Origin of the sequence: Pseudomonas sp. B3(2017), from assembly GCF_002113595.1 — a bacterium.
Lineage (GTDB): Bacteria > Pseudomonadota > Gammaproteobacteria > Pseudomonadales > Pseudomonadaceae > Aquipseudomonas > Aquipseudomonas ekonensis.
This window is the reverse complement of sequence record NZ_NEIU01000003.1, coordinates 1-26,724: the sequence shown is the minus strand read 5'-3', so window position 1 is coordinate 26,724 and position 26,724 is coordinate 1. Positions and strand designations below refer to the sequence as shown.

30 protein-coding genes are annotated in these 26,724 nt (G+C 64.4%); 13 read left to right on the top strand and 17 right to left on the bottom strand.

All coding sequences use genetic code 11. The annotated features are described in order from the left end of the window. Positions 1–2: 2 nt before the first annotated feature. Together CAG33_RS04875 and CAG33_RS04870 are read right to left on the bottom strand one after the other, a co-directional pair. Positions 3–806: an alpha/beta fold hydrolase gene (locus CAG33_RS04875; protein WP_085585008.1), complete on the bottom strand. Its 804-nt coding sequence runs from the start codon at positions 804–806 to the stop codon at positions 3–5. 14 nt (positions 807–820) lie between these two features. Further along, positions 821–1,744 carry a LysR family transcriptional regulator gene (locus CAG33_RS04870; RefSeq protein ID WP_085585006.1) on the bottom strand — a complete coding sequence of 308 codons (924 nt, stop codon included), beginning with the start codon at positions 1,742–1,744 and terminating at the stop codon, positions 821–823. Between the two features lie 49 nt (positions 1,745–1,793). On the opposite strand from CAG33_RS04870, the gene CAG33_RS04865 reads away from it, so the two are divergent. The 3 genes from CAG33_RS04865 (at position 1,794) to CAG33_RS04855 (ending at position 4,274) form a co-directional block, all read left to right on the top strand. Continuing rightward, a complete protein-coding gene (locus CAG33_RS04865) occupies positions 1,794–2,108 on the top strand; it encodes a 3-phosphoglycerate kinase (protein ID WP_085585004.1) in 315 nt (104 codons plus the stop codon). Positions 2,109–2,291: 183 nt separating this feature from the next. After that, positions 2,292–2,891, top strand: coding sequence for an FMN-dependent NADH-azoreductase (locus CAG33_RS04860; protein ID WP_085585002.1), 600 nt, complete (start codon positions 2,292–2,294; stop codon positions 2,889–2,891). 516 nt (positions 2,892–3,407) lie between these two features. Beyond that, the gene (locus tag CAG33_RS04855) at positions 3,408–4,274 is read left to right on the top strand and encodes a carboxylate/amino acid/amine transporter (protein WP_085585000.1); all 867 of its coding nucleotides are present in this window, start codon (positions 3,408–3,410) and stop codon (positions 4,272–4,274) included. Positions 4,275–4,381: 107 nt separating this feature from the next. Here CAG33_RS04855 and CAG33_RS04850 read toward each other — a convergent pair whose 3' ends face one another. Continuing rightward, a complete protein-coding gene (locus tag CAG33_RS04850; RefSeq protein ID WP_085637167.1) occupies positions 4,382–5,677 on the bottom strand; it encodes a mechanosensitive ion channel family protein in 1,296 nt (431 codons plus the stop codon). A 190-nt stretch (positions 5,678–5,867) separates the two neighbouring features. Between CAG33_RS04850 and CAG33_RS04845 the strand changes: the two genes are divergently transcribed. Beyond that, positions 5,868–7,205, top strand: a complete 1,338-nt coding sequence (locus tag CAG33_RS04845; protein ID WP_085633098.1) for a DEAD/DEAH box helicase — start codon at positions 5,868–5,870, stop codon at positions 7,203–7,205. 63 nt (positions 7,206–7,268) lie between these two features. Here the strand turns inward: CAG33_RS04845 and CAG33_RS04840 are convergent, their stop codons facing one another. From CAG33_RS04840 to CAG33_RS04830, 3 genes are all read right to left on the bottom strand, one after another. Next, on the bottom strand, positions 7,269–7,868 hold the full coding sequence (locus CAG33_RS04840; protein ID WP_085637164.1) for a hypothetical protein: 600 nt from the start codon (positions 7,866–7,868) through the stop codon (positions 7,269–7,271). Positions 7,869–7,880: 12 nt separating this feature from the next. Then, positions 7,881–8,462 carry a C39 family peptidase gene (locus CAG33_RS04835; RefSeq protein ID WP_085584993.1) on the bottom strand — a complete coding sequence of 194 codons (582 nt, stop codon included), beginning with the start codon at positions 8,460–8,462 and terminating at the stop codon, positions 7,881–7,883. A gap of 247 nt (positions 8,463–8,709) precedes the next feature. Continuing rightward, positions 8,710–8,985: a hypothetical protein gene (locus CAG33_RS04830; RefSeq protein ID WP_085584991.1), complete on the bottom strand. Its 276-nt coding sequence runs from the start codon at positions 8,983–8,985 to the stop codon at positions 8,710–8,712. A gap of 155 nt (positions 8,986–9,140) precedes the next feature. On the opposite strand from CAG33_RS04830, the gene CAG33_RS04825 reads away from it, so the two are divergent. Both CAG33_RS04825 and CAG33_RS04820 read left to right on the top strand, forming a co-directional pair. Next, on the top strand, positions 9,141–9,569 hold the full coding sequence (locus CAG33_RS04825) for an Sbal_3080 family lipoprotein (RefSeq protein WP_085637161.1): 429 nt from the start codon (positions 9,141–9,143) through the stop codon (positions 9,567–9,569). After that, positions 9,566–9,997, top strand: coding sequence for a DUF2846 domain-containing protein (locus CAG33_RS04820; RefSeq protein WP_256576716.1), 432 nt, complete (start codon positions 9,566–9,568; stop codon positions 9,995–9,997). Before CAG33_RS04825 ends, CAG33_RS04820 begins: the two co-directional genes overlap by 4 nt. 106 nt (positions 9,998–10,103) lie before the next feature. Here the strand turns inward: CAG33_RS04820 and CAG33_RS04815 are convergent, their stop codons facing one another. Then, positions 10,104–10,838 (bottom strand): thioredoxin family protein, encoded by a 735-nt coding sequence (locus CAG33_RS04815; protein WP_085637159.1) that lies wholly within the window; start codon positions 10,836–10,838, stop codon positions 10,104–10,106. Positions 10,839–11,012: 174 nt separating this feature from the next. Here CAG33_RS04815 and CAG33_RS04810 point away from each other — a divergent pair, with 174 nt between their 5' ends. Then, the gene (locus CAG33_RS04810) at positions 11,013–11,405 is read left to right on the top strand and encodes a transcriptional regulator (RefSeq protein ID WP_085637156.1); all 393 of its coding nucleotides are present in this window, start codon (positions 11,013–11,015) and stop codon (positions 11,403–11,405) included. Between the two features lie 553 nt (positions 11,406–11,958). On the opposite strand, the gene CAG33_RS04805 is transcribed toward CAG33_RS04810, so the two are convergent. The 3 genes from CAG33_RS04805 to CAG33_RS04795 form a co-directional block, all read right to left on the bottom strand. Next, positions 11,959–12,828, bottom strand: a complete 870-nt coding sequence (locus CAG33_RS04805; protein WP_085637153.1) for a DUF6279 family lipoprotein — start codon at positions 12,826–12,828, stop codon at positions 11,959–11,961. A 68-nt stretch (positions 12,829–12,896) separates the two neighbouring features. Then, complete coding sequence (locus CAG33_RS04800) at positions 12,897–13,613, bottom strand: TorF family putative porin (RefSeq protein WP_085584981.1); 717 nt, start codon at positions 13,611–13,613, stop codon at positions 12,897–12,899. 196 nt (positions 13,614–13,809) lie between these two features. Further along, positions 13,810–13,998, bottom strand: coding sequence for a hypothetical protein (locus CAG33_RS04795; RefSeq protein WP_170929956.1), 189 nt, complete (start codon positions 13,996–13,998; stop codon positions 13,810–13,812). A 325-nt stretch (positions 13,999–14,323) separates the two neighbouring features. Between CAG33_RS04795 and CAG33_RS04790 the strand changes: the two genes are divergently transcribed. Both CAG33_RS04790 and CAG33_RS04785 read left to right on the top strand, forming a co-directional pair. After that, positions 14,324–15,160, top strand: a complete 837-nt coding sequence (locus CAG33_RS04790; RefSeq protein ID WP_085633078.1) for a S1 RNA-binding domain-containing protein — start codon at positions 14,324–14,326, stop codon at positions 15,158–15,160. A 163-nt stretch (positions 15,161–15,323) separates the two neighbouring features. Beyond that, positions 15,324–16,256 carry a DMT family transporter gene (locus CAG33_RS04785; RefSeq protein WP_085584975.1) on the top strand — a complete coding sequence of 311 codons (933 nt, stop codon included), beginning with the start codon at positions 15,324–15,326 and terminating at the stop codon, positions 16,254–16,256. Here the strand turns inward: CAG33_RS04785 and CAG33_RS04780 are convergent. Next, on the bottom strand, positions 16,201–17,382 hold the full coding sequence (locus CAG33_RS04780) for an MFS transporter (RefSeq protein WP_085584973.1): 1,182 nt from the start codon (positions 17,380–17,382) through the stop codon (positions 16,201–16,203). The two genes, CAG33_RS04785 and CAG33_RS04780, sit on opposite strands and share 56 nt — an antisense overlap. Before the next feature lie 103 nt (positions 17,383–17,485). Between CAG33_RS04780 and CAG33_RS04775 the strand changes: the two genes are divergently transcribed. Together CAG33_RS04775 and CAG33_RS28725 are read left to right on the top strand one after the other, a co-directional pair. Further along, positions 17,486–18,379: a LysR family transcriptional regulator gene (locus CAG33_RS04775; RefSeq protein WP_085584971.1), complete on the top strand. Its 894-nt coding sequence runs from the start codon at positions 17,486–17,488 to the stop codon at positions 18,377–18,379. Between the two features lie 142 nt (positions 18,380–18,521). Continuing rightward, positions 18,522–18,650, top strand: coding sequence for a PA1414 family protein (locus CAG33_RS28725; protein ID WP_003184145.1), 129 nt, complete (start codon positions 18,522–18,524; stop codon positions 18,648–18,650). Positions 18,651–18,814: 164 nt separating this feature from the next. Here the strand turns inward: CAG33_RS28725 and CAG33_RS04770 are convergent, their stop codons facing one another. The 6 genes from CAG33_RS04770 to speB form a co-directional block, all read right to left on the bottom strand. Continuing rightward, entirely contained in the window at positions 18,815–19,063 is a 249-nt protein-coding gene (locus CAG33_RS04770) for a phosphopantetheine-containing protein (RefSeq protein WP_085584969.1), read from the bottom strand. A 43-nt stretch (positions 19,064–19,106) separates the two neighbouring features. Beyond that, on the bottom strand, positions 19,107–19,832 hold the full coding sequence (locus CAG33_RS04765; RefSeq protein WP_085637150.1) for an MBL fold metallo-hydrolase: 726 nt from the start codon (positions 19,830–19,832) through the stop codon (positions 19,107–19,109). A gap of 84 nt (positions 19,833–19,916) precedes the next feature. Continuing rightward, the gene (locus CAG33_RS04760) at positions 19,917–21,296 is read right to left on the bottom strand and encodes a sodium:solute symporter (protein ID WP_085584965.1); all 1,380 of its coding nucleotides are present in this window, start codon (positions 21,294–21,296) and stop codon (positions 19,917–19,919) included. Positions 21,297–21,452: 156 nt separating this feature from the next. Then, positions 21,453–22,964, bottom strand: coding sequence for a cytosine permease (locus CAG33_RS04755; RefSeq protein ID WP_085584963.1), 1,512 nt, complete (start codon positions 22,962–22,964; stop codon positions 21,453–21,455). A gap of 54 nt (positions 22,965–23,018) precedes the next feature. Then, positions 23,019–23,441, bottom strand: coding sequence for a nuclear transport factor 2 family protein (locus CAG33_RS04750; RefSeq protein ID WP_085584961.1), 423 nt, complete (start codon positions 23,439–23,441; stop codon positions 23,019–23,021). A gap of 9 nt (positions 23,442–23,450) precedes the next feature. Next, positions 23,451–24,401: an agmatinase gene (gene speB / locus CAG33_RS04745; RefSeq protein ID WP_085584959.1), complete on the bottom strand. Its 951-nt coding sequence runs from the start codon at positions 24,399–24,401 to the stop codon at positions 23,451–23,453. Positions 24,402–24,748: 347 nt separating this feature from the next. On the opposite strand from speB, the gene CAG33_RS04740 reads away from it, so the two are divergent. Together CAG33_RS04740 and CAG33_RS04735 are read left to right on the top strand one after the other, a co-directional pair. Continuing rightward, the gene (locus tag CAG33_RS04740; RefSeq protein WP_085584957.1) at positions 24,749–25,642 is read left to right on the top strand and encodes a LysR family transcriptional regulator; all 894 of its coding nucleotides are present in this window, start codon (positions 24,749–24,751) and stop codon (positions 25,640–25,642) included. A 2-nt stretch (positions 25,643–25,644) separates the two neighbouring features. Continuing rightward, positions 25,645–26,241, top strand: coding sequence for a tRNA-uridine aminocarboxypropyltransferase (locus CAG33_RS04735; protein WP_085633082.1), 597 nt, complete (start codon positions 25,645–25,647; stop codon positions 26,239–26,241). Positions 26,242–26,724 lie beyond the last annotated feature (483 nt).

Below are 26,724 nucleotides of genomic sequence, written 5' to 3'. Positions count from 1 at the left end.
GGTCAGAGGTCCTGAGGGTGGTTGTCGGCTGCGGCGAGGAACGCCAGCAGCGTTTGATTGAAGCGTTCGGGCTGATCGAGCGGGGTGGCGTGGCGCGAATCGGCGATCACGGCCAGCTGCGCGTCGGGCAGCAGTTTCACATAGGATTCTTTCAGCGAGACGGGGGTGTAGTCCCGGTCGGCGCTGACGACGAGGGTTGGACAGGTGACCTTCGACAGTCGTTCCTGAACGCCCCAGCCGACGATGGCATCGAAGCTGGCGAGATAAGCACGTTTGTCGTTCCTTGCCCAGCGTTCGGCCATCTTCTGTCGCAATTGCGCCTGCTCAGGCTTGGGGAACAGTTTGGCGCCCAGGGCCTTGCCGATGGTGGCCAGGCTCAGCACGCGCATCAGGCTCCAGCGCTTGAACCACTGCCAATAGTCGTTGCGGCTGCGCAGTTTGACCTGCGGGGCGCTGTTGACGATGGTCAGGCTTTTGAGCCGTTGCGGCTGGTCGACGGCGAACTGGAAGCCGATCATCCCGCCCATGGACAGGCCGACGTAGTGCACCGTCTCCAGGTTCAGGTGCTCGATGAGCGCCAGCAGGTCGGCGCTGAAGCCGGCGATGCTGTAGCGCTCCCGGGGTTTGTCCGAGCGGCCGTGGCCGCGCACGTCCGGGACGATCACCCGGTAGTGCGCCGACAGCACCGGGATCTGCATTTCCCAGTCCAGGGTGCTGGAACCGAGCCCGTGAACCAGCAGCAACGGCGTGCCGTGGCCGTATTCCTCGTAGTGCAGGTTGCAGCCTTCATGCTCGAAATAGGCCATCGGGGGACTCCGTGTCAGGCTTGTTCGGGAGCGGCGAACGGCGCGTCCAGCGGCAACGTGTCGAAGGTGCGCAGCAGTTCGACGAGAATCTGCGAAGCCGGGCCCAGCGGCTTTTCCTTGTTCGAATACAGATAGAAGCTCGGATTGCGGCTGCCGCCCTTGTCCAACGGTAGCAGCTTGAGCACGCCTTCCTTCAGTTCCCGTTCGATCATGTGCCGCGGCAGCCAGGCGAAGCCCAGCCCGCTGCCGACGAACGTCGCGGCGGTGGCCAGGCTGCCGACGGTCCAGCGCTGTTCGGCGCCGAGCCAGCCGACGTCCCGTGGCTGCTGGCGGCCGGAGTCGCGGATCACCACCTGCATCTGGCTTTCCAGGTCCTGGAAACTCAGTTCACGGTTGAGGCGGTGCAGCGCATGTTCCGGGTGCGCGACGGCGACGAACTCGACGTCGCTCAATTCCGTGCCCAGGTAGCCGGGAATGCTGAAGCCGGTGATGGCCAGGTCGGCCACGCCTTCGAGCAGCACTTCTTCCACGCCCGACAGCACCTCCTCGCGCAGGCGCACACGGCAGCCGCGGCTTTGCGGCATGAACGCCGTCAGTGCGCGGACCAGGCGGGCGGTGGGGTAGGCGGCGTCCACCACCAGGCGCACTTCTGCCTCCCAGCCTTGCTCCATGTGATGGGCGAGGTCTTCCAGTTGGCTGGCCTGCTTGACCAGTTGCCGCGAACGGCGCAGCAGCACGCCGCCGGCCTCGGTGAGCACGGCCTTGCGCCCGTCGATGCGCAGCAGCGGCACGCCGAGCTGGTCCTGCATGCGCGCGACGGTGTAGCTCACCGACGACTGCGAACGGTGCAGGGCCTCGGCGGCCTGGGCGAATCCGCCGTGGTCGACCACGGCCTGCAACGTGCGCCATTGATCAAGGGTCACGCGGGGCGCTTTCATCGATAGCTCCTCTTGTCCTAAGCTGGCCGTCCCCATTGGAGACTGCCGAATGAAAAAATTCTGTTGTGTGTTGCTGGCGCTGCTGCCGCTGACGGCGTTTGCGTACCCGATCGAGGTGGAAAAGAACCTCAACGGCCTGAAGATCGACTACAACACCTTCGACACCGACAACGACATCGGCTCCATTCAGGTGAACAACTACGGCGACGTCGACGCGGCCTGCAAGGTGCGCTTTATCAACGGCCCGGAAGCGCCGCGCACCCGCAACATCGACGTGGCCGCCGGCAAGCACAAGAACGCCACGGCCAAGTTCAACCGCACCATCATCAAGCTGCGCATCAATTTGAGCTGCACCCCGAAGTAACGCCGGTTCTTCTTTGCGGGAGCTTCCCTGAAGGAAGTTCCCCTGAGAAAGCTCCCCCTTGCGGGAGCTTATAAACGAATTTATCGATGCATTACAGCAGATATTTGCGCTTTTTCATCGATGCGGCACTGCTTAAGCTTCACTCCATCGACTTACAACATTCTCGGATGGAGGCTACACACCATGTCCCGCGTTCTGATCATCGAAAGCAGTGCCCGCCAGCAAGACTCGGTTTCCCGTCAACTGACCCAGACCTTCATCAACCAGTGGAAATCCGCGCACCCCAACGATCAGATCACCGTGCGCGACCTCGCCGTGAACCCGGTGCCGCACCTGGACAGCAACCTGCTGGGCGGCTGGATGAAACCCGCCGATCAGCGCAGTGACAGCGAACAGGCTTCGCTGGAGCGCTCGAACGCGCTGACCGACGAACTGCTGGCCGCCGACGTGCTGGTGATGGCTGCGCCGATGTACAACTTCGCGATCCCGAGCACCCTCAAGGCTTGGCTCGACCACGTGCTGCGCGCCGGCGTGACCTTCAAATACACCGAAACCGGCCCCCAAGGCCTGCTCAGCGGCAAGCGCGCCTTCGTCCTGACCGCCCGCGGCGGCGTCTACGCCGGCGGCCCTGCCGACCACCAGGAACCGTACCTGCGTCAGGTGATGGGCTTTATCGGCATCCACGACGTGACCTTCATCCACGCCGAAGGCATGAACCTGGGCGGCGACTTCCAGGAGAAGGGCCTGAACCAGGCCAACGCCAAACTGGCCCAGGTCGCCTGAGCCGTTAATCGCCGGATAATCCCCGGATGGTCTATTGATCCGGCGCAACCCTTCAAGGCTCCACGCGCATCGAACCTCCCTTTGCACTTGTGCTCCTGAGTGCTGTAGCCCGATTGAACGCTTTAGCGAGATCGGGCTTTTTTTTGCCTGCGGTTTTTGCGCTGCGCGGGCAGACGCCATCGCCAGCAGGCTGGCTCCTACCGGGAATCTCTGCTGAATGCAGCCTCTGTTTTCACCACAGAAACCTGTGGGTGCTTACCTGCAAGCGATGAGGCCGGCACAGTCGACATCCCTGCTGCCTGACCCACCGCCATCGCTGGCAAGCCAGCTCCCACAGGTATCGCCGGTGTCCGCAAGATCCCGGAACACCACAAACCTGTGGGAGATTGCCTGCAAGCGATGAGGCCGGAGCAGACGCCATCATCAGCAGGTTCCCACAAGGTTTTGTGCGGATTCGGGATTCGCGGCCCGGGGCAAAAACCGCTATCGTCGCCGCCATCCGAAATCGAGGCGAGCATGGGCTATCTACTTTTTGTCACGCTGATCCAGGCGTTTTCCTTCAATCTGATCGGCGAATACCTGGCCGGTCATGTCGACAGCTACTTCGCAGTGCTGGTGCGGGTGCTGCTGGCCGGGCTGGTGTTCATCCCGCTGACCCGCTGGCGTTCGGTGGCGCCGGCGTTCATGCGCGGCATGCTGCTGATCGGCGCGCTGCAGTTCGGCATCACCTACGTGTGCCTGTACCTGAGCTTTCGCGTGCTGACGGTGCCGGAGGTGCTGCTGTTCACCATCCTCACGCCGCTGCACGTGACCCTGATCGAAGACGCCCTGAACCGGCGCTTCAACCCTTGGGCGCTGATCGCGGCGCTGGTGGCGGTGGCCGGTGCGGCGGTGATCCGCTTCGACCGGATCAACCCGGACTTCTTCATGGGCTTTTTGCTGCTGCAACTGGCCAACTTCACCTATGCCGCCGGCCAGGTGCTGTACAAGCACCTGGTGGCGAAACACCCCAGCGACCTGCCGCACTATCGGCGCTTCGGCTTCTTCTACTTAGGCGCGCTGGCGGTGGTGTTGCCGGCGTTCCTGCTGTTCGGCAAAGCCGACTTCCTGCCCGAAGCGCCGCTGCAATGGGGCGTGCTGGTGTTCCTGGGCCTGGTCGCGACCGCGCTGGGGCTGTACTGGTGGAACAAGGGCGCCTGCCTGGTCAACGGCGGCACCCTGGCGGTGATGAACAACCTGCATGTGCCGGTGGGGTTGCTGCTGAACCTGCTGATCTGGAACCGGCACGAGGACCTGGGCCGCCTGTTCTTCGGTGGCGCGGTGATCCTGGGGGCGGTGTGGATCAGCCGGTTGGGCGTGCGCAGGCCGCTGGTCGCGCACTGACGTTTCCTGTGGGAGCGAGCCTGCTCGCGATGGCGGACGGTCAGGCGATGAGGGGCTGACCGACAGGCTGCAATCGCGAGCAGGCTCGCTCCCGCCCGTGTAAGGGGTCACATCACGTGCTTGTCGGCCTCGGGAAGGCTGGCCGAACCCAGCACCGCCGGCAGCAACCCCGCCCGCAGATCCCCGCCGCTCGGCTGCTGGTACAGGCTCAACCCGAACTCCGGCATCACCGCCAGCAGGTAATCGAAAATGTCCCCCTGGATCCGCTCGTAGTCGGCCCACACGGTGGTGCGGGTGAAGCAGTAGATCTCCAGCGGAATGCCGTGGGCGGTGGTCTGCATCTGGCGCACCATGCAGGTCATGTTCGGCTGCACCTCGGCATGGCTCTTTAGGTAGGCCAGCGCGTAGGCGCGGAAGGTGCCGATGTTGGTCATGCGCCGGCGGTTGGCCGACATCGCGACGTTGCCCTGGGCTTCGTTCCAGGCCTTGAGCTCGGCCTTCTTGCGGGTCATGTAGTCGGTCAGCAGGTGCACCTGGGCCAGCTTCGCCTCTTTGTCGTCACGGATGAAGCGCACGCCGCTGGCGTCGATGAACAGGCTGCGCTTGATCCGCCGTCCGCCGGACTGCTGCATGCCGCGCCAGTTGCGGAACGATTCGGACATCAACCTCCAGGTCGGGATCGAGACGATGGTCTTGTCGAAGTTCTGCACCTTGACCGTGTGCAGGGTGATGTCCACCACATCGCCGTCGGCGCCGACCTGGGGCATTTCGATCCAGTCGCCGACCCGCAGCATGTCGTTGCTGGTCAGTTGCACGCTGGCCACGAACGACAGCAGGGTGTCCTTGTAGACCAACAGGATCACCGCCGACATCGCACCCAGACCGGACAGCAGCAACAGCGGCGAACGGTCGATCAGGGTGGCGACGATGATGATCGCGCCGAACACGTACAAGACCATTTTCGCCAGTTGCACATAGCCCTTGATCGAGCGGGTGCGGGCGTGTTCGGTGCGCGCGTAGATGTCCAGCAGCGCGTTGAGCAGGGCGCTGACCGCCAGCATCAGGAACAGGATGGTGAACGCCAGGGCGACGTTGCCCAGGAACACCGTCGCGGCCTTGCTCAGTTCCGGTACCAGGTGCAGGCCGAACTGGATCACCAGCGACGGTGTCATCTGGGCCAGGCGCTGGAACACCTTGTTGTGGCGGAAATCGTTGATCCAGTGCAGCGCCGGCTGGCGCCCGAGCATGCGGCTGGCGTGCAGGATCAGGTAGCGCGCCACCCGGCCTAGCACCAGAGCGATCACCAGCAGCAGCACCAGGGCCAGGCCGGCGTGCAGGATCGGGTGCTGTTCGAGGGTGCCGAAGAGGTCTTGGGCGTTGAGCCAGAGCTGTTTGAAATCCATGGGTGGGGCGATTCTTCTGTGGGACGCGAGGGACGATTAGAGCATTCAAGACGCTGTGTATTACCGTTGGAGACAAATCAGGCAACAAAAAAGCCACTGTTTGCCACCGTTTGTACAAAGAAACTCGGCCTGAGCGCTCGAAACCGGTAACCTATGCAGCTGTTTTTTGCCCATCTTCGAGGTCGCCCCCGTGTTTTCCCAATTCGCCCTGCACGAACGTTTGCTCAAAGCCGTGGACGAGCTGAAATTTGTCGAGCCAACGCCTGTGCAAGCCGCGGCCATTCCGCTGGCGCTCCAGGGGCGTGACCTGCGGGTGACGGCGCAGACCGGCAGCGGCAAGACCGCCGCGTTCGTCCTGCCGATCCTCAACCGCCTGATCGGCCCGGCCAAGATCCGTGTCAGCATCAAGACCGTGATCCTGCTGCCGACCCGCGAACTGGCCCAGCAGACGCTGAAGGAAGTCGAGCGCTTCTCGCAGTTCACCTTCATCAAGTCCGGCCTGATCACCGGCGGCGAAGACTTCAAGGTGCAGGCCGCGATGCTGCGCAAGGTGCCGGACATCCTGATCGGCACCCCGGGTCGCCTGATCGAGCACCTGAACGCCGGCAACCTGGACCTCAAGGAAATCGAAGTGCTGGTGCTGGACGAGGCCGACCGCATGCTCGACATGGGCTTTGCCGACGACGTGCAGCGCCTGGTCAACGAATGCCCCGAGCAGCGCCAGACCCTGCTGTTCTCCGCCACCACCGGCGGTTCGGGCCTGCGCGAGATGGTCGCCAAGGTGCTGAAGAACCCTGAGCACCTGCAGCTCAACGCGGTCAGCCAACTGAACGAAACCACCCGTCAGCAGATCATCACCGCCGACCACAACCAGCACAAAGAGCAGATCGTCAACTGGCTGCTGGCCAACGAGACCTACGCCAAGGCCATCATCTTCACCAACACCCGGGTCATGGCTGACCGCATCTACGGCCGCCTCGTCGCCCAAGACTACAAAGCGTTCGTGCTGCACGGCGAGAAGGACCAGAAGGACCGCAAACTGGCGATCGACCGCCTCAAGCAGGGCAGCGTCAAGATCCTGGTGGCCACCGACGTGGCGGCCCGTGGCCTGGACGTCGACGGCCTGGACCTGGTGATCAACTTCGACATGCCGCGCAGCGGCGACGAATACGTGCACCGCATCGGCCGCACCGGCCGCGCCGGCGCCGAAGGCCTGGCGATCTCGCTGATCTGCCACGGCGACTGGAACCTGATGTCGAGCATCGAGCGCTACCTCAAGCAGAGCTTCGAGCGCCGCACCATCAAGGAAGTCAAAGGCACCTACGCAGGTCCGAAAAAGGTCAAGGCGTCGGGCAAGGCCGCCGGCACCAAGAAGAAAAAGACCGACGGCAAGGGCGACAAGAAAAAAGCCGCCGCCAAGGCGCCGAACAAGCGCAAGACCGTCAACCGGCCGAAGTCGGATTCGCTGGTGAGCAGCGACGGTCTGGCCCCGCTCAAGCGCCGCAAGCCAGCGCCTGCGGCTGAGTGAGCCACCGCGCATAGCCAATGAAAAACCCGGACAGCGTCCGGGTTTTTTTATGCCCGCCGCGGGTCAGCCTCCCAACAGCCCGGTGGTGTCCGCATCATAGTGCTGCCGCGCCTGATCGGCCGCGGGCTTGAGCCGCGCCAGCAGGGCGGCGGCGTCGTACACCTGGGCGGTCGCCAGGGTTTTGGGCGTCGGCGCGATCGGGATCAGCACGTCCTCCCCGCTGCCGTGCAGCCAGATCGCCACAACGCTCAGGGCCGACACGAACAGCACCCGCAGTTCGACGGTCTTGCCCTGCAACTGCGCGGACTGCTCCGCCAGTTTCAACGCATCGACCGTGGCGGCCGCCAGGTTGCCGTGGTTCAGCGACGCGAACTCGACATGGCCGCGCACGTCGGCCAACTGCGCATCGGCAATCGATACGCCGTCGGCGAACACCAGGTAATGCCAGTTGCCGAGCCTGGCGTCCTTCAGTCCCTTGCCTTGGCTCAGATCCTCCAGGCTCAGCGAGTAGCCGCGATAGGCCTCGCTGAGGCTGATCTGGCCCGCCGAGGCATTGGCGAACTGGCGGTTGACGCCGAAACCCTGGGTCTGCAACGCGGCCTGCAAGGCCGGGCGCAGGGTCTGCACGCCGTTGGAAGGCGCTTTCGGATAAGTCAGTTGCATGTCGAGGCCCTCCTAGTTTTTGGCCGTGAAGTAAGTGTGGGTCCAGTTGCCGCCGCCGTTGTAGGAACCGGGGAACGTGTTCAGCGCGCGGGTCGAGTAGCCGTAGATGGAATCCGCGACCAGCACATAGTTGCCGTTGGTGCCGTAGATCGTCAGGAAATGCGCACCGCCGCCGTACCAGGCGCAGCGCAGGCACACGGGACGGCCCATGTTGATCTGGTTCTGGATGGCCGCCATCTGCAGCGAGCCCTGGTTCATGCCGTTGTAGCTGCGGGTGATCCGCAGCGCCGTGTCCAGGTAGCCGTAGATGTTGCACGGCCCCGGCTGGTTGCAGCAGTTGCGGTCCAGCGCGGTGCTGGCCACGGCGCACTGGGTCCAGGAACCGGTGCCGTAGTAGTTGCCGACCGACGCGGACGCGGCGGCCCAGCACCAGTTGGTCTGGGTCTGCTGCTGCACGGTGAAGTTCAGGCTGGCGGCGAGCGGTGCCGCGAGGGCCGCCGCTTCGACCTCCTCCAGCTGCGGGTCGAGCAGACGGCCGGCCAGGCACCTTGGCAGTGCGTCGGCGTGGCGTGATGGGGTTTCTGTGTTCAACATCGTTCAATCCTCCATGAGTGAAGACAAGCCTCCGGCTTGCGTAGGCGTTGCGTTGTCGCAGAGCCCTCCGGCGCACGAGAGGTGCCATGTCTGATGGCAGGTTCCGGTGACGGGCTCAACGTAACCATAGGATGGATATGCGTTAATGCAAGAAAATAATTGCATTAATGCAAATTCGAGGGCTGCGGACGACGACCGGCTGCCGTGTCCGAAGGGGCGCGAGGTGTTTGCAGGCGACGACGGCGGGTCAGCCCTCAGCCTTTTTCTCGGCGGTGTTCAGTTCCTTCAGGCGTTGATCGATCAACTGGCACTTGTCCGGCAGGTCGGCGCTGGCGGTGCCCAGGTCCATCTTCTGCAACTCGTCGTTGATTTCCTTGGCCTTGGCCGGGTTCTGTTCGGTGAGCCGGGTGACTTGGCGGGCCAGCTCTTCGCGTTTGGCGGTGGCTTCTTCAGGGGTGCAGGCCCAGGCGGGCAGGGCGCAGGCGAGGGTGGCGGCGAGGGTCAGTTTGAGCAGGGTTTTCATCGGTCAGGCCTCACGTGGCGGTCAAGGCGGGTTAACCGGTTGAGGCGCCGTCGATGCTGAAAGTTCATTCGCATCGGCCGCCGATTGACCGTCATCGGGGCTTCACCTAGCATGCGCCACTATTTTGATATCTTTCGCGATCCAAAGGACTGCACATGCTGCATAGAGTCGTCACGGCAGGGCTGCTGCTGGCGCTGACCGGTTGCACCAACATCAAGGTCGAGCCGGTCGCGCCTCAATACAAGATCACGAAACTGTGCATCGAAGAGAACCCGCAAGTGGTGGTGGGCGATTTCGTCGCCGGGATGCAGAACCTGCTGCGCCGCCATTCGATCGACAGTCAGCTCTACGCCGCGCCCGTTCCGGCCAGTTGCGAATACCGCATGAGCTACACCGCGATCCGTTCGTGGGACTTGTCCATGTACCTGTCAGATGCCAGCGTCCGGCTCTACAAGGGCGACCAACAGATCGGCTTCGCCCATTACTACCTGACCAATCAAGGTGGTTTCGACCTGTCGAAACTCGCTACCGTGGAAGAAAAGATGGGGCCGGTGCTCAATCAACTGCTGGGGCAAAACCAATGAACGGCTTCATCAAAGGTCTTTCGGCACTGCTGCTGATGACGGTGTTGACCGCTTGCGGCCACAACAAACCTTCAAAGCCTTATTTCGACCCGCCCCCGCCGCCCCAAGGCAAGGCGCTGGTCTACATGATGCGCACCCAGGTCCTGCAAGGCAGCCTGTACGACAGCGTGTTCAGCATCAACGACAGCGCCGTCGTCGCCCTCAACGACCGCAACTACTCCTGGGTATACGTGAGCCCGGGCCTGCACAAGGTTTCTGCCGGCCAGCAACCGAACCCACGCAATGTGCGCCTGACCTTGCCGGTCGAAGCGGGCAAGGAGTACTTCGTCGAATACACGCAAGAGCGCTCGATGGAATTCATCCGGGTGCGCAAGGCTGAAGAAGGCAAAGCCATGGTGCGTGGTTATGGGTATTTGCCGGTCGAGTGATGCGGCGGCTTAGTGGAGCAGTGGTCAAGTGATTGCTCTACCGCCCCCCAAACCGAAGAGCTTCATGGGCACAACGGGGAAGCCCTCTCCCCGTTCGCGCTCCTGTTCATTCACCGTGGCAGCACGCCGATTTCGCCCCACCCTCATAGCGGTCATGATGCCGCACCCAGTCCATGATCTCGTCCTCATTCCTGCCCTTGGGCGTGAGGTCGTGAAAGTTGTAGGCGCCCACCAGCAGGTCCAAGCCCCGAGCGTACGTGGAATAGGTATGGAAGACCGCGCCGGCCTCATCCCGGTAGAACACGCTCAGCCCCGGCATCTCTTCCTCGGCGCTGTCGGTCTTTTCGTAGTTATAGGTGGCCTTGCCGGCGGCGGCGTCTTCGCTCCGGGCGCAAACGCCGAAGTCGTAGTTGAAGTCGGAACCGTCTGACGACACCCAATCGAATCTCCAGCCCATCCGCCGCTTGAAGGCCTGGAACTCGGCGAACGGTGCGTGGGACACCGCCACCAGGGCGATGTCGTGATGGGCCAGGTGCAGGTCGGCGCCGTCGAAGTGGTCGGCCAGGAACGAGCAGCCCTGGCAGCCTTCTTCCCAGCCCTTGGCGAACATGAAGTGGTAGACGATCAGTTGGCTGTGCTCACCGAACAGATCGGCCAGCCTCAGTTCGCCGTCGGGGCCGTGGAAGCGGTAGTCCTTGTCGACCTTCACCCAGGGCAGGGCGCGGCGTTGGGCGCTGAGGCGGTCGCGTTCGCGGGTGAAGGCCTTTTCGTCGGCCAGGTGTCGTTGGCGGGCGGCGAGCCATTCTTCGCGCGACACCACCGGATGATTCTGCACGTTCATGATGATTTCTCCTGCGGGGTTGAAACCGTCTGTCTCAGACTAGTCGTTCACTCAGGGGGGAATTCGACAGACCGCCGGTCGGTCGGCGCCGTGAATCCGGCTGAACGGCACCGGACGCCTCCGGTCACACCTTTTGAGAGCGTTTTCACTGACGCACACCGGAGGTTGAATCGGATGACGACTTACAACTGGGATTTGATCGAGCGCTTGCTGCACGAAGCGCAGAACAGCGCCGGCCACAGCTTCACGCCACGGCCCTACGCCGAGCAGCACGCGGCGGAGAAGGCCGCCGCCGGTGAGCCGATAGACAACCTGGATCACCTGAAGACCCTGGCCTGCGAGTACGAAAAACTGCTGCTGTTGCGCGGCTACATCGAGCCCCGGCCGGAAGAGGAAGGCGGCACCGGGGAGAACTTCATCCTGACCCCGCGCGGCTCGAGCCTGCTGAGCCTGATCGACAGCAGCATCCCCGGCAACGACCACCCTCGGCAGGTGCTGGACGAGCAGGAGGATGCGCTGGACGAACTGACGTTCGACGGGGTGGCCTCCAAGGCGCAGATTGCCTGAGCCATTCGCCAGCGTATTGCGGTGGCCTCACTGACGCCATCGCCAGCAGGCTGGCTCCCACAGGGGATCCCCGGTGTCCGCAGGATCCCTGTACACCACAGAAACCTGTGAGAGCTGGCTTGCCAGCGATTGGGCATCACAGCCGACCTCTCCGGTGGCTGACAGGCCGCTATCGCTAGCAAGCTAGCTCCCACAGGTATTGCGGGTGTACTCAGGATCGGCCGCCACCCCAAATTACTGTGGGAGCTGGCTTGCCAGCGATGAGGCCAACACTGCCGACATCCCTGTTGCCTGACCCACCGCCATCGCCAGCAGGCTGGCTCCCACAGGGGATCCTCGGTGGGAGCAGGATCCCTGTACACCACAGAAACCTGTGGGAGCTGGCTTGCCAGCGATTGGGCCATCACAGCCGACCTCTCCGGTGGCTGACAGGCCGCCATCGCCAGCAGGCTGGCTCCCACAGGTCTCGCGGATGGACTCAGGACCGGCGGCCACCCCAAACCACTGTGGGAGCCAGCCTGCTGGCGATGGCGCCCGCCCAGGCACCGCTGGCCTAGCTGCTTTGGGCAGCTTTCAGGCATTTGAGGTCGTTGAAGTCCTTGCGCACGCCCTCGATCTTCTTCAACAGCCGCTGACGCTGCTGCGGTGTGCTCTCGGCCATCAGGTCGACGATCAGCGAACGGGCCTGGGCCTCGGTGTTGGCGTAGGCCGTGCGGTAGTCCCGCGTCCATAAGCTCTCGCGGTTGACCAGAAGCGTCTCGATCCTTTGTGGGAACCCGGGGCTCTGCCGCTGCGCCAACGCCGCGCTGAACTGCTTTTGCCAGTGGGCACGGTTGGCGATCCACTGGGTGTTCTGGTCGCCCAGCGCCGTAGACCAGGCCATTACCCGTCGTTCTTGCGTCACGCTCAGGGGCCCGAGCCAGTCGTTCAGGCGCTTGTCCATGCGGGCGCCGCGTTCGGCGATCTGTTGGTTGAGCGGCGGCTTGAGGTATTCCTGCTCGCGTTTGCGCAGATCCTTGGCGAACGCGTCGTTCATCTCGGCGACCTGCCGGTCGTCCAGCCCTTGCAGCAGTTCGACGGCCGACGGGGTGATCTGCCGGGCGGTCTCGGCGATGGCCTGCTTGGCTTCCGCCGTGCGGGCCTGAAGGGCGTCGTCGGTGACCTGGTTGCGCTCGACCATCGTTTGCAGGCGGTCCAGCCAGTCGAGGTAACCCGGCAACTGCGTGGTGCAGTGCCAGCTCAGGTGCGCCTTGAGGCGCTCGTTGAACCAGCCTTTCTGCTCGCCGTTCATGTCCAGGTAGTCGCTGAGCGTCCACGGAATGATCACGTCGAGGTTGCGGTAGGCCAGGCCGATGCGGCTGCAGGCGCCGAGGGCGAGGATGAAGGCCAACAGGACAAAGAGGTGCTTGAACCGGCGAGACATGGGCGAATCCTTGCGAAAGCCAGTCTGATGTTCATGTGAACGCAGCATGGCCCCGCCGGTTCAGCCGATCAATAGAACGCGCGCTCGGCCTTTAGCGTGACCAGCCCGTCGCATTGGCTGTTGTGGCCGGAGTAGGCTGAGCAGTCGCTGCCGCCGAGGCTGGAGTTGCTGTAGATCAGGTTCAGGTCGATGCCCATGAACGGGCGGGAGAACTTCAGCGACCAGTCGCTGAAGGCGCTGACATAACCGCCGTCCACCGACACCGGCGTGTTCAGCCGGTGGCGGGTGTACTTCATGCTGATGCCGATGCCGAACGGCTGGTTGCCGCCGAAGTCGGCGAACAGAGTGTTGTTGCGCTTGTCCGGATCGTCACTGAAGGCCAGGCCGAAACGGCTGCCGAGCAGGGTCAGGCCGCCGAACAGTTCCTGGCTGTCGGGCGTGTCGACGCGGGGATAGCTGTAGCGGATCGTGCCGACTTCGTAGCCCAGGGTCTGGTCGAAGGGTTGCTTGAAGCCCAGGTAAGAATCGACTTCCAGGTCTTTGCCCGGCGTGATGCCCATGCTGGGCGACCATTGGCCGAAGTAGAAGCCGCTGTCGTGGCTCAGGTCGAGGCCGCCGTGGAAGGCGCCGACCGCCGAAGGCTTGACCAGGCCTTGGGCCATGCTGCGGCTGGGGCTGGTGCCGAGCTTGAGGTCGAAGTCGCCGAGTTCGCGCTGGAAGATCTGCGCAACGGCGCCGGGGCAGGCCAGCAGGCCGACAAGCAATAAACAGAAGGGTTTGAACATGCGTCACTCCTTGAACAGCGAGGGCAGGGCGGTAGGGCCTGCTGAAACGCTTTATCCAGACGCGTGCAAGGATACCGGCGAATGATCGGCGCCGGGGGCCGTTCGTCGATTGTCGGTGAGGGATTAAACGCGAGAGAGGTGCAGCGAGGGGCCGGTCCAGACGCTTCGAAGCTCAAAGCGCCTGTGGACGGAGGGGTTACTTCTTGCCCAGGCTGATCTGCCGGGAAGGGGCGTAGGTCTGGCCGCTGACGCCTTTGGCGATCTGCTGGATCTCGCCGCCGGACTTGAGGAACGCGGCGATCTGGTCGTTCAGCGATTCGCTGGTTTCAACGGCTGGAGCGGGCTTGGCTTTGCTGGCGGAGGCTTTGACACGCATGGCGGGCATTGACCTGTAAAAGTGGCTCGGCCGGCCAGACTACCGTAATTCCCCGACAAAATCTGGGTGAATGTCCAGGGCAAAGACCAACCTGAAAAGTCGGATATTGTCGCCCGTAGGTTGAAACGACCCGCTAACCTCCTGTTTTGAATCAGAACGCAGGCGGGCACGAAGGCAAGCTCAGCATGCAGCAGGCCCTTTCGACAATCGGACGAACGGCACCGTTGAAAGGAAGCCCAAGCCATGGGCGAATCTGCCTCGCCGGCCGTTCGTGCCGTCAACGCACCGGACAAAACCGGGTAGAATGCCGCCCACGCAAGTGAGGGTATTGGAAATGGCTTTAGTCGGGCGTTACAACAGTTTGCAAGTGGTCAAGCACACCAGCTTCGGCCTGTACCTGGACGGCGGCGCCGACGGCGAGATTCTCTTGCCCAACCGCTACGTCCCCAAGGATGTGCCCAGCGAAGATGAAGACTGGCTCAACGTGTTCGTCTATCTGGACAGCGAAGACAAACTGCTCGCCACCACCGAGAAACCGAAAATTCAGGTCGGCGAGTTCGCCAGCCTCAAGGTGGTCGAGATCAACAGCATCGGCGTGTTCCTCGATTGGGGCCTGCCCAAGGATCTGCTGCTGCCGTACTCCGAGGAAAAGCGCCAGTTGAGCGCCGGCGACTACTGCGTGGTGCATGCGTACCTCGACAAGCGCACCCGCCGCATCACCGCCACCGCGCGGCTGGACCGCTACCTGGACAAGACCCCGGCCACCTACGCGCCTGGGCAAGAGGTCGATCTGCTGGTCGTCGAGTCCACCGACATGGGCTACAAGGCGATCATCAACAACAAGCATTGGGGCCTGATCCACAAGAACGAGATCTTCAAGTACATGCGCTCGGGCATGCGCGAGAAGGGCTTCATCAAGGAAATGCGTGCCGACGGCAAGATCAGCCTCAGCCTGCAACCGGTCGGCCAGGAAGCGGCGGGCAGCCTGAACGCGAAGATCCTCGCCAAGCTGCGCGAAAGCAACGGCACCCTGGCGGTGAGCGACAAGAGCGATCCGGCGCTGATCAGCAGCCTGTTCGGCGTCAGCAAGGGCAACTTCAAGAAGGCCATCGGGGCGTTGTACAAGAACGGCCAGATCGTCATCCATGCCGACCGCATCGAGCTGACCTGAGTTTTACCGCTGTCTGTGCTGCCCGAACCGGCCTCGTTCCCTGTGGGAGCGAGCCTGCTCGCGATGGACGGCGCAGCCGTCATCCATTTGCCCCGGATCCGTCCGGGGCTTTATTTTCAGCGTTGGGGAAATCTGCCATGACCTGTGTGTTCGAGGTGTCGCGATGAGCGCCGAGCGGCGCAACGCCGACGGTTTCGCCCTGCAAGTGATGATCGGCCTGTGCCTGGTCTGGGGCGTGCAGCAGGTGATGATCAAGTGGGCGGCGGCCGACATCGCGCCGGTGATGCAGGCGGCCGGTCGGTCGGGGATCTCGGCGTTGCTGGTGGGCCTGCTGATCTGCGTCAAGGGCGGCTGGGACCAGGTGGGCGCGACCTGGCGCGGCGGCCTGCTGGCCGGTGCCTTGTTCGGCCTCGAGTTCTTCTTCATCGCCGAGGGGCTGCAACTGACCACGGCGGCGCACATGTCGGTGTTCCTCTACACCGCGCCGATCTTCACGGCGCTGGGCGTGCATTTCCTGCTGCCCGGCGAGCGTCTGCGCGCGGTGCAGTGGTTGGGCATCTGCCTGGCGTTCGTCGGCATCGCCATCGCCTTCGCCGGCGGGGTGTCGTGGGACAACCTCGACCGGCGCATGCTGTTGGGCGATGCCCTGGGCGTGCTGGCCGGCGCCTGCTGGGGCGCGACCACGGTGGTGGTGCGCGCCTCGCGCCTGTCCGAGGCGCCGGTGACGCTGACCCTGTTCTATCAGCTGATCGTCGGTTTCCTCGGCCTGCTGGCGATTGCGCTGTTCAGCGGCCAGATCACCCACGTCAGCCTCACCGGCGTGGCGGTGGCCAGCGTGCTGTTCCAGGGCGTGGTGGTGTCGTTCTTCAGCTACCTGATCTGGTTCTGGCTGCTGCGGCGCTACCTGGCGGCCAACCTGGCGGTGTTTTCGTTCATGACGCCGCTGTTCGGCGTCACGTTCGGCGTGTTGCTGCTGGGCGAGAAGCTGAGCCTGAACTTCATCGCCGGCGCGGTGCTGGTGCTGCTCGGCATCACCTTCGTCAGCGCCGAGCAGTGGGTGCGCCGGCGCCTGCGCAAAGCTCTGGGTCAGCCCTGAGCGGTTGCAGGGCCAGGCCGCCGGCAACCAGCAGGCCGCTGCCGGCGAGCACCAGCGCCGGTTGCAGGCCGCCGCCGAAATGGCTGCTCAGCGCCGCCAGCAACGGGCCGCTGAGCTGACCGACCGCGAAGCACGCGGTCAGCAGCCCGGCGTTGCGCTGGGTGGCGTGGGGCGCCAGCTCCCGCGAGCGCTGCATCACCAGTTGCATGCAGGCCAGGAACGGCGTGCCGCACAGGATCACCCCCAGCGCCAGCCCGGCGCCGCTGCCCAACAGACAGGCGAACACCCCGGCCGCCTGCAGCCACAGGGTGGCCAGCAGCCAATGGCGGGTGGTGCCCCCATCGGGCTTGCGCAGGCTCACCAGCACGACGCCGAGGGCCGACGCCAGGCCGAAGCAGGGCCAGAACAGATCCGCCTGCCATTGCCCGTGGAACTGCGCGTTGGCCATCTGCGACAGGAACGTGGCCGGAATGATGTAACCCACCCCGTACAGTGCGTACACCGCGGCCAGCCGGGCGATGCCGCGGGTCGGCGCGCCGCTGGCCTCGGGGGCTGCGGCCGCCGGAACGGCCGGTTGCGGCAGGATCCGCACGATGCCCAGCAGCATCGCCAGCGCCACGGCGGCGTAGATCAGCCACAAGGTGGCGGACGTCTGGTTCAACAGGTGTGAGGCCAGCGCCAGCAGGCCTGTCAGAAAAATCCCCAATCCCGGCCCGGCAAACACCACCGCGCCCAGCCGTGGGCGACCGGCGGCCAACGCCAGCGGCTGGCTCAAGGCCGTGATCATCACCAGCACCCAGGCGCTGGCCACGCCGGTGCCGAAGCGCAGGATCAGGTGCGACCAGAACCCGTCGGCCCAGAACGAGGCCAGGGTCAGCAGCACGCACAGCCACAGGCCGCCGTGCAAGCGGCCGCGCACCTGCTCCGGCCGACGGGAAAACATCGCATCCACCGCGCCCAGCAGGTAGCCGAGGTAATTGGCGGCGGCGATCAGGCCGGCGGCGGTCAGGTCGACCTGGCCTTCGCTGAGCAGGTGCGGCATTTGCGGGGTGAGGGCGAAGCGCCCGATGCCCATGGCCATCATCAGGGCGACAAAACTGGCGAGAAGGCGAATCAGCGGTGACATGGTCGCAGTTCCAGGAAGGTTCGATGACCGTCAGGCTAGGACTGATTGACTTTCTTTAAAATTGAATAATAGTGAGTAACTTGTTCTGTTACGGAGAATACTCGTGGAATTCAGCCAACTGCGGATCTTTCAGGCGGTGGCCGAGGAAGGTTCGATCACCCGCGCCGCCGAACGCCTGCACCGGGTGCCGTCCAACCTGTCGACCCGGCTTAAACAGCTGGAGGAGCAGTTGGGCGTCGAACTGTTCGTCCGCGAGCGTCAGCGTTTACAGCTGTCGCCTGCGGGAAAAGTCCTGCTGGACTACGCCGGCAAGCTGTTCGCCCTGCGTGACCAGGCCAGCGCGGCGGTGATGGGCGGGCAGCCGGCGGGGGACTTCGTGCTGGGCACGCTGTACAGCACGGCGGCGATCCATCTGCCGGCGCTGCTGGCCCGCTATCACAAGCGCTATCCGGCGGTGAACCTGCAAGTGCAGTCCGGGCCCAGCGGCGAGCTGCTCGAAGGACTGCTCACCGGCCGGCTCGACGCGGCGCTGGTGGACGGCCCGCCGCAGCTGGCCGGCATCGACGGCGTGCCGCTGTGCAACGAGCGGCTGGTGCTGATCAGCGAGGCCGAGCACCCGCCGGTGCGCAGCGCCAAGGATGTCGAGGGGCGCGCGGTGTTCACCTTCCGCCATGGCTGCGCCTACCGTGCGCGGCTGGAATCCTGGTTTGCCCACTACCACGCGGCCATGGGCCGGGCGATGGAGATCGAGTCGTATCAGGGCATGCTGGCCTGCGTGATCGCCGGCAGCGGGGTGGCGCTGATGTCCGAGTCGATGCTCGCCAGCCTGCCGGGGCGCGAAGGCGTGGCGGTGCACCCGCTGGCCGAGCCGTTCGCCAGTGCGACGACGTGGCTGATGTGGCGCAGAGGGATGGTCGGCGCCAACCTCAATGCCTGGATCGAACAGCAGCGGGCGCTCTATCCCGTGGCCGGTGAAGACACGCGGGAAACGGCTTGAGCGAACGGTCAGGGATTTCGTCCGATTCAGTAACAGATCATTGCGGATTTCACTGCGCATTGCGTAGGACTTCAGACTATTATCAGTGCGAAGCGGCCTCAGAATTCCGGCCGCTCGGCACCACCCTGAAGGGGGCATGACGATGAAAGAGAAAATTCAGAACTGGCTGCACGATTTGGGTGTTGCCCTCGGCTTGATCGAACCGCCTCTGCAACCCGTACCGATCCGCACCGACGACGAACAGCGCCGGCGTCAGCCGCGTCGCCGGTAACCAAGGCGCAATCCTGTGGCGAGGGCGCCTGCTCCCGCCTACGGCTCAGCCGCCACCCATCACAGGGCCGCTTGGCGGCCCGGCGGGAGCAAGCGCCCTCGCCACACAGACCTGCTCTTCGACTCAGCCGGTCTCGTCCTCAAGCACGTATCAGACAACCGTTCTCAATGCCGGCTGATTTCCATCAGGAACCGACTCAAGTCATTCGCCGTTTTCGCGCGCCTGAGCATTCGGTCTTCCTCCGCGGTGAACGCCGTCAGTCCGAATTCATCTTCCAGATGAAAGATCAGATCTTCGATGTCCGCTTTCTCCAGCCCCAATTGCGCCAGGCTGGTGTTGTCGTCGAATTCGCGGTTCTCCAGCAGGCGAAAGATGAATCGGTGCACGGCGGCGCGCACGGCGGCTCTGTTCATGGCAGTCATTCGAAGGTGTCGACCTGATGGAGTACAGCAGGCTTCACCCGTGCCGGCGCAGCCACTGGTCAATCATTCCCCGCAGATGCTCCCCGGAGAAGCTGCCGAAGTGCCCGCCATGCACCGTGCGCACCGGCAGGCCGTGCAGGCGCCGCAGGCTGGCGGCGTAGTCGTCGAGGTCGGAGTGGTAGGCGTCTTCGATCAGCGGGCCGTCGTAGATGATGTCGCCGCTGAACAGGGTTTGGGTCGCCGCTTCGTACAGGCTGATCCCGCCCGGCGAATGCCCCGGCGTGTGCAGCACCTGCAGCGTGCGGTCGCCCAGGTCGAGCACGTCGCCGTCCTCGACGAAGCCGGTGGCCGGCGCTGCCTTGACCCGGTACTCGGCATAGCACAGCGGGCAGTCCGGGTGGGCCTCGAACATGTCGTCGCCGACGAAGGCGCGGCTCAGGTCGTTGTCGCCGTCCGGCGCCGCCAGAATGTCGGCCTCGGCCGGATGCACCAGCCGCTCGGCGAATTCGTGGTGGCCGGCGATGTGGTCGAAGTGGCAATGGCTGGCCACCGCCACCAGCGGCCGCTCGGTGAGCCAGGGCAGTTGTTCGCGCAGGCTGACCAGCCCCGAGCCGCTGTCGAGCAGCAGGTCCTTGTCGTGGCCTTGGATGTGCCACAGGTTGCAGCGGTAGAACGGCCGGATGTACGGCTCGTGGATCAGGCGGATGCCGTCGCCCAGGGACTGGACTTCGAACCACCGGTCGCGGCTGACGATCTTCATCAATCATTTTCTCCAGACGAAAAAAACGGGTGTGGCAACCGACGCCACACCCGCCGAAGAAAGCATCGAGTCGTTATGTGAAGCTTAGATCGCGCTGGCCACCGGGGCAGGGCGACGGGACATCAGGCTCACCACCACGAAGCTCACCAGGCCCACGGCCAGGCTGTAGTAGATCGGGGTGTTGGCGTCCAGACCGTCCTTGACCATGAACAGCAGCGCCGTGGCGAAGCCCATGCCCATGCTGGCGATGGCGCCGGCGGTGGTCGCGCGCTTCCAGAAGATCGCGCCGATCAGCGGGATCAGCATGCCGCCCACCAACAGGTTGTAGGCCAGGGTCAGGGCGCTGATCACGTCGTTCACCACCAGGGCGATGGCCAGCACCACGGCGCCGGTCAGCAGGGTGAACAGGCGGTTGATGCCCAGGCTCGACGGCTTGCCGCCGCGCAGCTTGGGCAGCAGATCTTCGGTCAGGGTGGTGGACGCAGCCAGCAGGCCGGCGCTGGCGGTGGACATCATCGCGGCCAGCGCGGCGGCGATCACCAGGCCGCGGATGCCGTCCGGCAGCGACAGTTTGACGATGGCGGCGAAGGCGTTGTTGACGTTGTCCAGGTCCGGGATCAGCACGTGGGCCGCCATGCCGATCAGGGCGCAGGCCAGGCCGTAGAGGATGCAGTAGACCCCGGCGAAGCTGCCGGCGTACTGGGCCACTTTCTCGTTCTTGACGGTGAACACCCGTTGCCAGATGTCCTGACCGATCAGGATGCCGAAGAAGTAGATCATGAAGTAGGTGATGATCGTGTCCCAGCCGATGGTGGTGAAGTTGAACGCCGCCGCCGGCAGCTTCATCACCAGGTCGTCCCAGCCGCCGACGCGGTACAGGCAGATCGGCAACAGGATGAACATCAGGCCCACGGTCTTGATGATGAACTGGACGATGTCGGTCAGGGTCAGCGACCACATGCCGCCGATGGCCGAGTAGACCACCACCACGCCGCCGCCCAGCAGCACCGAGATCCAGAACGGCAGGCCGAACAGCACCTGCAGCACGGTGCCGATGGCCAGGATCGAGGTCACGCCGATCATCAGCGCGTAGGCCAGCATGATCGCCGCGCTCGCCGAGCGGGCCATCGGGTTGTAGCGCTTCTCCAGCACCTGGGTGACGGTGTAGATCTTCAGTTTCAGCAGCGGCTTGGCCAGGAACAGGTTCAGCGCGACGATGCCGCAGCCCAGGGCCGCGCACAGCCAGAAGCCGGAGATCCCGTGCACGTAGCCCAGGCGCACGGTGCCGACGGTGGACGCACCGCCCAGCACGGTCGCGGCCATGGTACCCATGTACAGGCTCGGGCCCAGGTTGCGCCCGGCGACCAGGAAGTCTTCGTTGGTTTTGGCCTTGCGCATGCCGAAGTAGCCGAGCAAGAGCATGCCGGCCGCGTAGATGAGGACGACGAATAAATCCAAAGCCATGATGGCGTGTCTCCGATTGTCTTTTTTATGTTGAGGCCGAGTTCGATTCCCTGTGGGAGCGGGCTTGCCCGCGAAAGCGGTGCATCCGTCGCATCATTGCCGGATGTGCCGCCGTCATCGCGGGCAAGCCCGCTCCCACAGGGGTACAGCGTTTGGTCAGGCGGCTTGGCGCATGGCCGTCTTGCTCTGTGCATCTGTCTGTCGGCTCCGGGCATCCTGCGGGCCGTACACCAGCGCCGGCTCCGGGAACAGGCTCAGCAGCATCAGGTACAGCACCGAGGCCAGGCCCAGGGTCACCAGCAGGCTGATGTCGATGCCGCCGGCCAGTTCGCCCAGCGGGCCGACGAACTGCCCCGGCAGGTTGACGAAGCACAGGCCGACCGCCGCGCTGGGGATCCAGGCGCCCATGCCGCGCCAGTTCCAGCCGTGGTGGAACCAGTAGCGGCCGCCTCGCTCGCCGCGGGTGAACACTTGCAGGTCGTCCGGGCAGTAGAAGCCGCGGCGCACCACCAGGCCGATGATCATGATCACCATCCACGGGGTGGTGCAGGTGATGATCAGCACGGCGAAGGTCGACACGCTCTGCACCAGGTTGGCCGCGAAGCGCCCGATGAAGATGAAGGCGATCGACAGCACGCCGATCAGCAGCGTCGCCTTGACCCGCGACAGCACCCGCGGGAACACGCTGGACATGTCAAGGCCGGTGCCGTACAGCGACGTGGTGCCGGTGGACATGCCGCCGATCACCGCAATCAGGCACACCGGCAGGAAGAACCAGCCCGGCGACACCGCCAGCAGGCCGCCGACGTAGTTGTTGGCCGCGATGTAGTCCGGCGCCTGGATCGCCACGATAGTGGCGGTGGTCAGGCCGAACAGGAACGGGATGAAGGTGGCGATCTGCGAAAGGATCACCGCCGTCATGATCCGCTGCCGGGAGGTGTCGCGCGGGATGTAGCGGGCCCAGTCGCCGAGGAACGCGCCGAAGGAGATCGGGTTGCTCATGGCCACCAGCGCCGCACCGATGAACGCCGCCCAGAAGCCCGGCTGGCCGAGGCTGACAGTGCCGGCGTACTGTGCATCGAAGGGGCCGGCGAAGGCGAACGCACCCAGCAGGAACAGCAGGCTGGCGCTCCACACCGCGATCTTGTTGACCCACAGCAGGAAGCGGAAGCCGTAGATGCACACGGTCAGCACCAGCACCGCGAACAGGCCGTAGGCCAGGCCCAGGGTCAGGTCGGTTTCCGGCAGGCCGATCAGGCGCTTGGCGCCGCCGATCAGCGCATCCCCCGAACTCCACACCGAGAGCGAGAAGAAGGCGATGGCGGTCAGCAGCGACAGGAACGAGCCGACGATCCGTCCGTGCACGCCGAAGTGCGCACCGGACGACACGGCGTTGTTGGTGCCGTTGAGCGGGCCGAACAGGCCCATCGGCGCAAGGATCAGCGAACCCAGCAGCACGCCCGAGACAATCGCCCAGACACCGGCCTGGAAAGACAGGCCGAACAGCACCGGGAAACTGCCGAGCACGGCGGTGGCGAAGGTGTTGGCGCCGCCGAAGATCATGCGGAACAAGTCCACGGGACCTGCGGTGCGTTCGTGGTCCGGGATCTGTTCGACCCCGTGGGTTTCAATCTGCGTAAGGCTTTGGTCGTTGTTCTTGTTATTCATGATCTGCTCCGATCATCAAGGCGCGCCCATCGTGCGTGGTCGTCGCCTGTTTGGCTAAGGGGGTGGCAGCCCTTCCGGCATTGCGGACAAATGTTCATGGCAGGCCAGCCATAGGCCTTGTTGTTCTAGGCTCGACGCGTGTTTCCTGAACACAATCGTCTCGCGCTCCTGGCTGAAGTGTTGCTCCCCTTGCATGCGCAGCTCGGTGGCCACGTCATGGATGAACACCGCCACGTCACCTTGCAGGCTGACGTAGGCGTTGCTTGAGGTGCACGAGAGCACCTCGAAGCCATCCTCGGCGCGCCAGCTGTCCCACAGCGCCTGATAGGCGTCGCGCGACAGCAGGGGCTGTTCGAGGGTGTGGAACACGAAGCTGGCGTCGGCGCTGAAGGCACCGAAGTAGGCTTCGCGGTCGTTGCGGGCGAAGGCGGACACAAGGTCGGCGGCCGCCTGCAGAACCTGATCACGTTCGTTCATGGCGAACCCTCAGCGGTGGACCACGCCAGGCAGTACGCAGAGCATTTCGTACAGCAGGTTGGCGGCCAGCAGCGAGGTGTTGCCGGTGGTGTCGTAGGCGGGCGAGACTTCTACCAGATCGCAGCCGATCAGGTCGAGGCCCTGGCAGCCGCGCACGATCTCGATCGCCTGGATGGTGGTCAGGCCGCCGATTTCCGGGGTGCCGGTGCCGGGCGCCCAGGCCGGGTCGATGCCGTCGATGTCGAAGCTCAGGTACACCGGGCCGCCGCCGACCTTCTCGCGCACTTCGGCCATCAACGGCTCCAGCGACTTGTGCCAGCACTCTTCGGCCTGCACCACGCGGAAACCCTGGTCGCGGCTCCAGTTGAAGTCGTCGGCGGTGTAGCCCTGGGCCCGCAGACCAATCTGCACCACGCGGTCGCAATCCAGAAGGCCTTCTTCGACGGCGCGACGGAAGGTCGTGCCGTGGGCGATCTTCTCGCCGAACATGTGATCGTTCACATCGGCGTGAGCGTCGATGTGCACCAGGCCGACCTTGCCGTGCTTTTTATGGATGGCGCGCAGGATCGGCAGGGTGATGGTGTGGTCGCCGCCCAGGGTCAGCGGGATCACGTTGTGCTCGAGGATGTTGTCGTAGGCTTCTTCGATGATGCGCACGGCGTCGAGCAGGTTGAAGGTGTTGATCGCCACGTCGCCGATGTCGGCCACCGACAGCGAGTCGAACGGGGCGGCGCCGGTGGCCATGTTGTACGGGCGGATCATCACCGATTCGGTGCGGATGTCGCGCGGCCCGAAACGGGTGCCAGGGCGCAGGGAGGTGCCGATGTCCAGCGGCACGCCGACGAAGGCGGCGTCGAGGCCGGCGGCGGTGTCGAGGTGGGGGAGTCGGAGCATGGTGGCGATGCCGCCGAAGCGCGGCATTTCGTTGCCGCCCAGTGGTTGGTGAAGAATCTTGTCCACGGGTAGGGCCTCATCGTCTTTGTTTTAGTTGTTCGGGTGCGCCGCTTACGCAAGGTTCGGGCACCGTTGTGGGCGGATTCTGCGAAATGCCGCAGGTCGGAAGAATCGCTGCGGGCAAATACTTAGTTCAGATTTTTCTGAACTAATGGCGAGGCGCGAGATAGACTTCTCGGCCATCCCCAATTGGGATGACGAATACAAAACCCGTGGGAGCGAGCCTGCTCGCGATGACGGACTGGCGGCCAGCATCAACATTGACTGAGCCACCGCCATCGCCAGCAGGCTCGCTCCTGCAGGGTTTTCCGTTGTGTTGAGTTGAGCGCTTTACCCGAGTCCGGAGCATTTGTATGGCCAACGCTTTACCCGACCTGAAACTTTTGCGCATCTTCGTCAGCGTGGTGCGCCATCAGGGATTCGCCAACGCCCAGCAGGAGCTCAACCTGTCGACCTCGGCGATCAGCACCTACATGAGCCAGCTGGAGGCCGCCCTCGGCCTGGTGCTGTGCCACCGCGGGCGCGGCGGGTTCAGCCTGACCAGCAAGGGCGAGCTGTTCCATCAGGAGACCCTGCGCCTGTTGGCCGAGCTCGAAGGCTTCGAGCAGTACGCCGCCGCGCTCAAGGGCGAGCTGCGCGGCACGCTCAACCTCGGGGTGATCGACTCCACCGTCAGCGACAAGGCCCTGCCGTTCGCCGAGGCCATCGGCGCCTACAGTCAGGAGCACCCGGCGGTGCACCTGCACCTGTCGGTGATGAGCCCCTACGAATTGCAGCTGGGCGTGCAGGACAACCGCCTCGACCTGGCCATCGGCGCGTTCTCCACGCGCATGAGCGGCCTGGTGTACATGCCGCTGTACCGCGAGCAGCACTGGCTGTACTGCAGCAACCGTCATCCGCTGTTCACCGAGCGGCGGATCCCCGAGCAGGTCATCACCCAGCAGCGCATGGTCGGGCGCGGCTACTGGAGCCAGGCGGAACTGGCCCGCCACGGCTTCAAGCACAGCGCCGCGACGGTGGAAAGCATGGAGGCGCAGCTGATCCTGGTGCTGTCCGGCGCCTACATCGGTTACCTGCCGGAGCATTACGCCCAGGCCTGGGCCGACAAGGGCGACCTGCGCGTGCTGCTGCCGGCGACCTTCGGCTACCAGGCGCCGTTCTCGATGATCATGCGCCGTGGCCGCAGCCGCGAGCCGCTGATCCAGACCTTCCGCGATTTGCTCAAAGCCCAGCTCAATCAGGCCTGAAAATGTCCAGACCCCAATGCCCGCGCTGTCTGCGCCCCCGAACCCATTGCCTGTGCGCGCTGATCCCCCGCCTCGACAGCCGCACGCGCGTGTTGCTGCTGCAGCACCCGAGCGAAGTCAACCATGCGCTCAACACGGCGCGGCTGGCGGCGCTGGGGCTGACCAACGCCGAGCTGATCGTCGGTGAGGTGTTCGAGGGTCTGCCGGCGCTGCTGAACCGGCCGGGGTATCAGGCGCGCTTGCTGTTTCCGGCGGACGATGCGCAGCCGCTGCAGGCCTACGGCGCGTCCGACGAACCGCTGCTGCTGGTGGTGCCCGACGGCACCTGGCGCAAGGCGCGCAAGCTGCTGCACCTCAACCCGTTGCTGGCGGCGCTGCCGCGGGTGACGCTGGCCGACGGCGGGGTGTCCCGCTACCGCTTGCGCAAGGCGCCCGGGCCCGGGGCGTTGTCCACGGTCGAGGCGATCGTCCAGGCCTTGCAGACGCTGGAGGCGCCGGCGTCGTTCGAGCCGCTGCTCAAGCCGTTCGAGGCGTTGATCGAGGGGCAGATCGCGGCGATGGGGGAGGAGACCTTCCAGCGCAATCATGCAGAAAAATGACCGGTGCCCTTGCTGACCCCATCGCTGGCAAGCCAGCTCCCACAGGTATCACCGGTGCCTGCAAAATCCAGGCACACCGCAAACACTTGTGGGAGCTGCGGTGCGACGACTCGACTTGCCAGCGATGAGGCCGGCACTGCCGGCATTTCTGCTGCCTGACCCACCGCCATCGCCAGCAGGCTGGCTCCCACAAAGGATCCCGGCTGTCCGCAGAATCCCGGTACACCGCACAACCTGTAGGAGCTTGCCTGCAAGCGATGAGGCCAGTTCAGCCGACATCTCTGTTGCCTGGCCTACCGCTATCGCTGGCAAGCCAGCTCCCACAGTGTCCCTGTCGAACACAAAGTCCGAGCCCGGCGCTGAACCTGTGGGAGCTGGCTTGCCAGCGATGAGGCCATGCCTATCAGCACAAATTCCGGATAATCACTAGCGTTCGCGCATCGCCTCGGTCCGGGCTTTGAGCACTGGCTTGAGCAGGTAGTC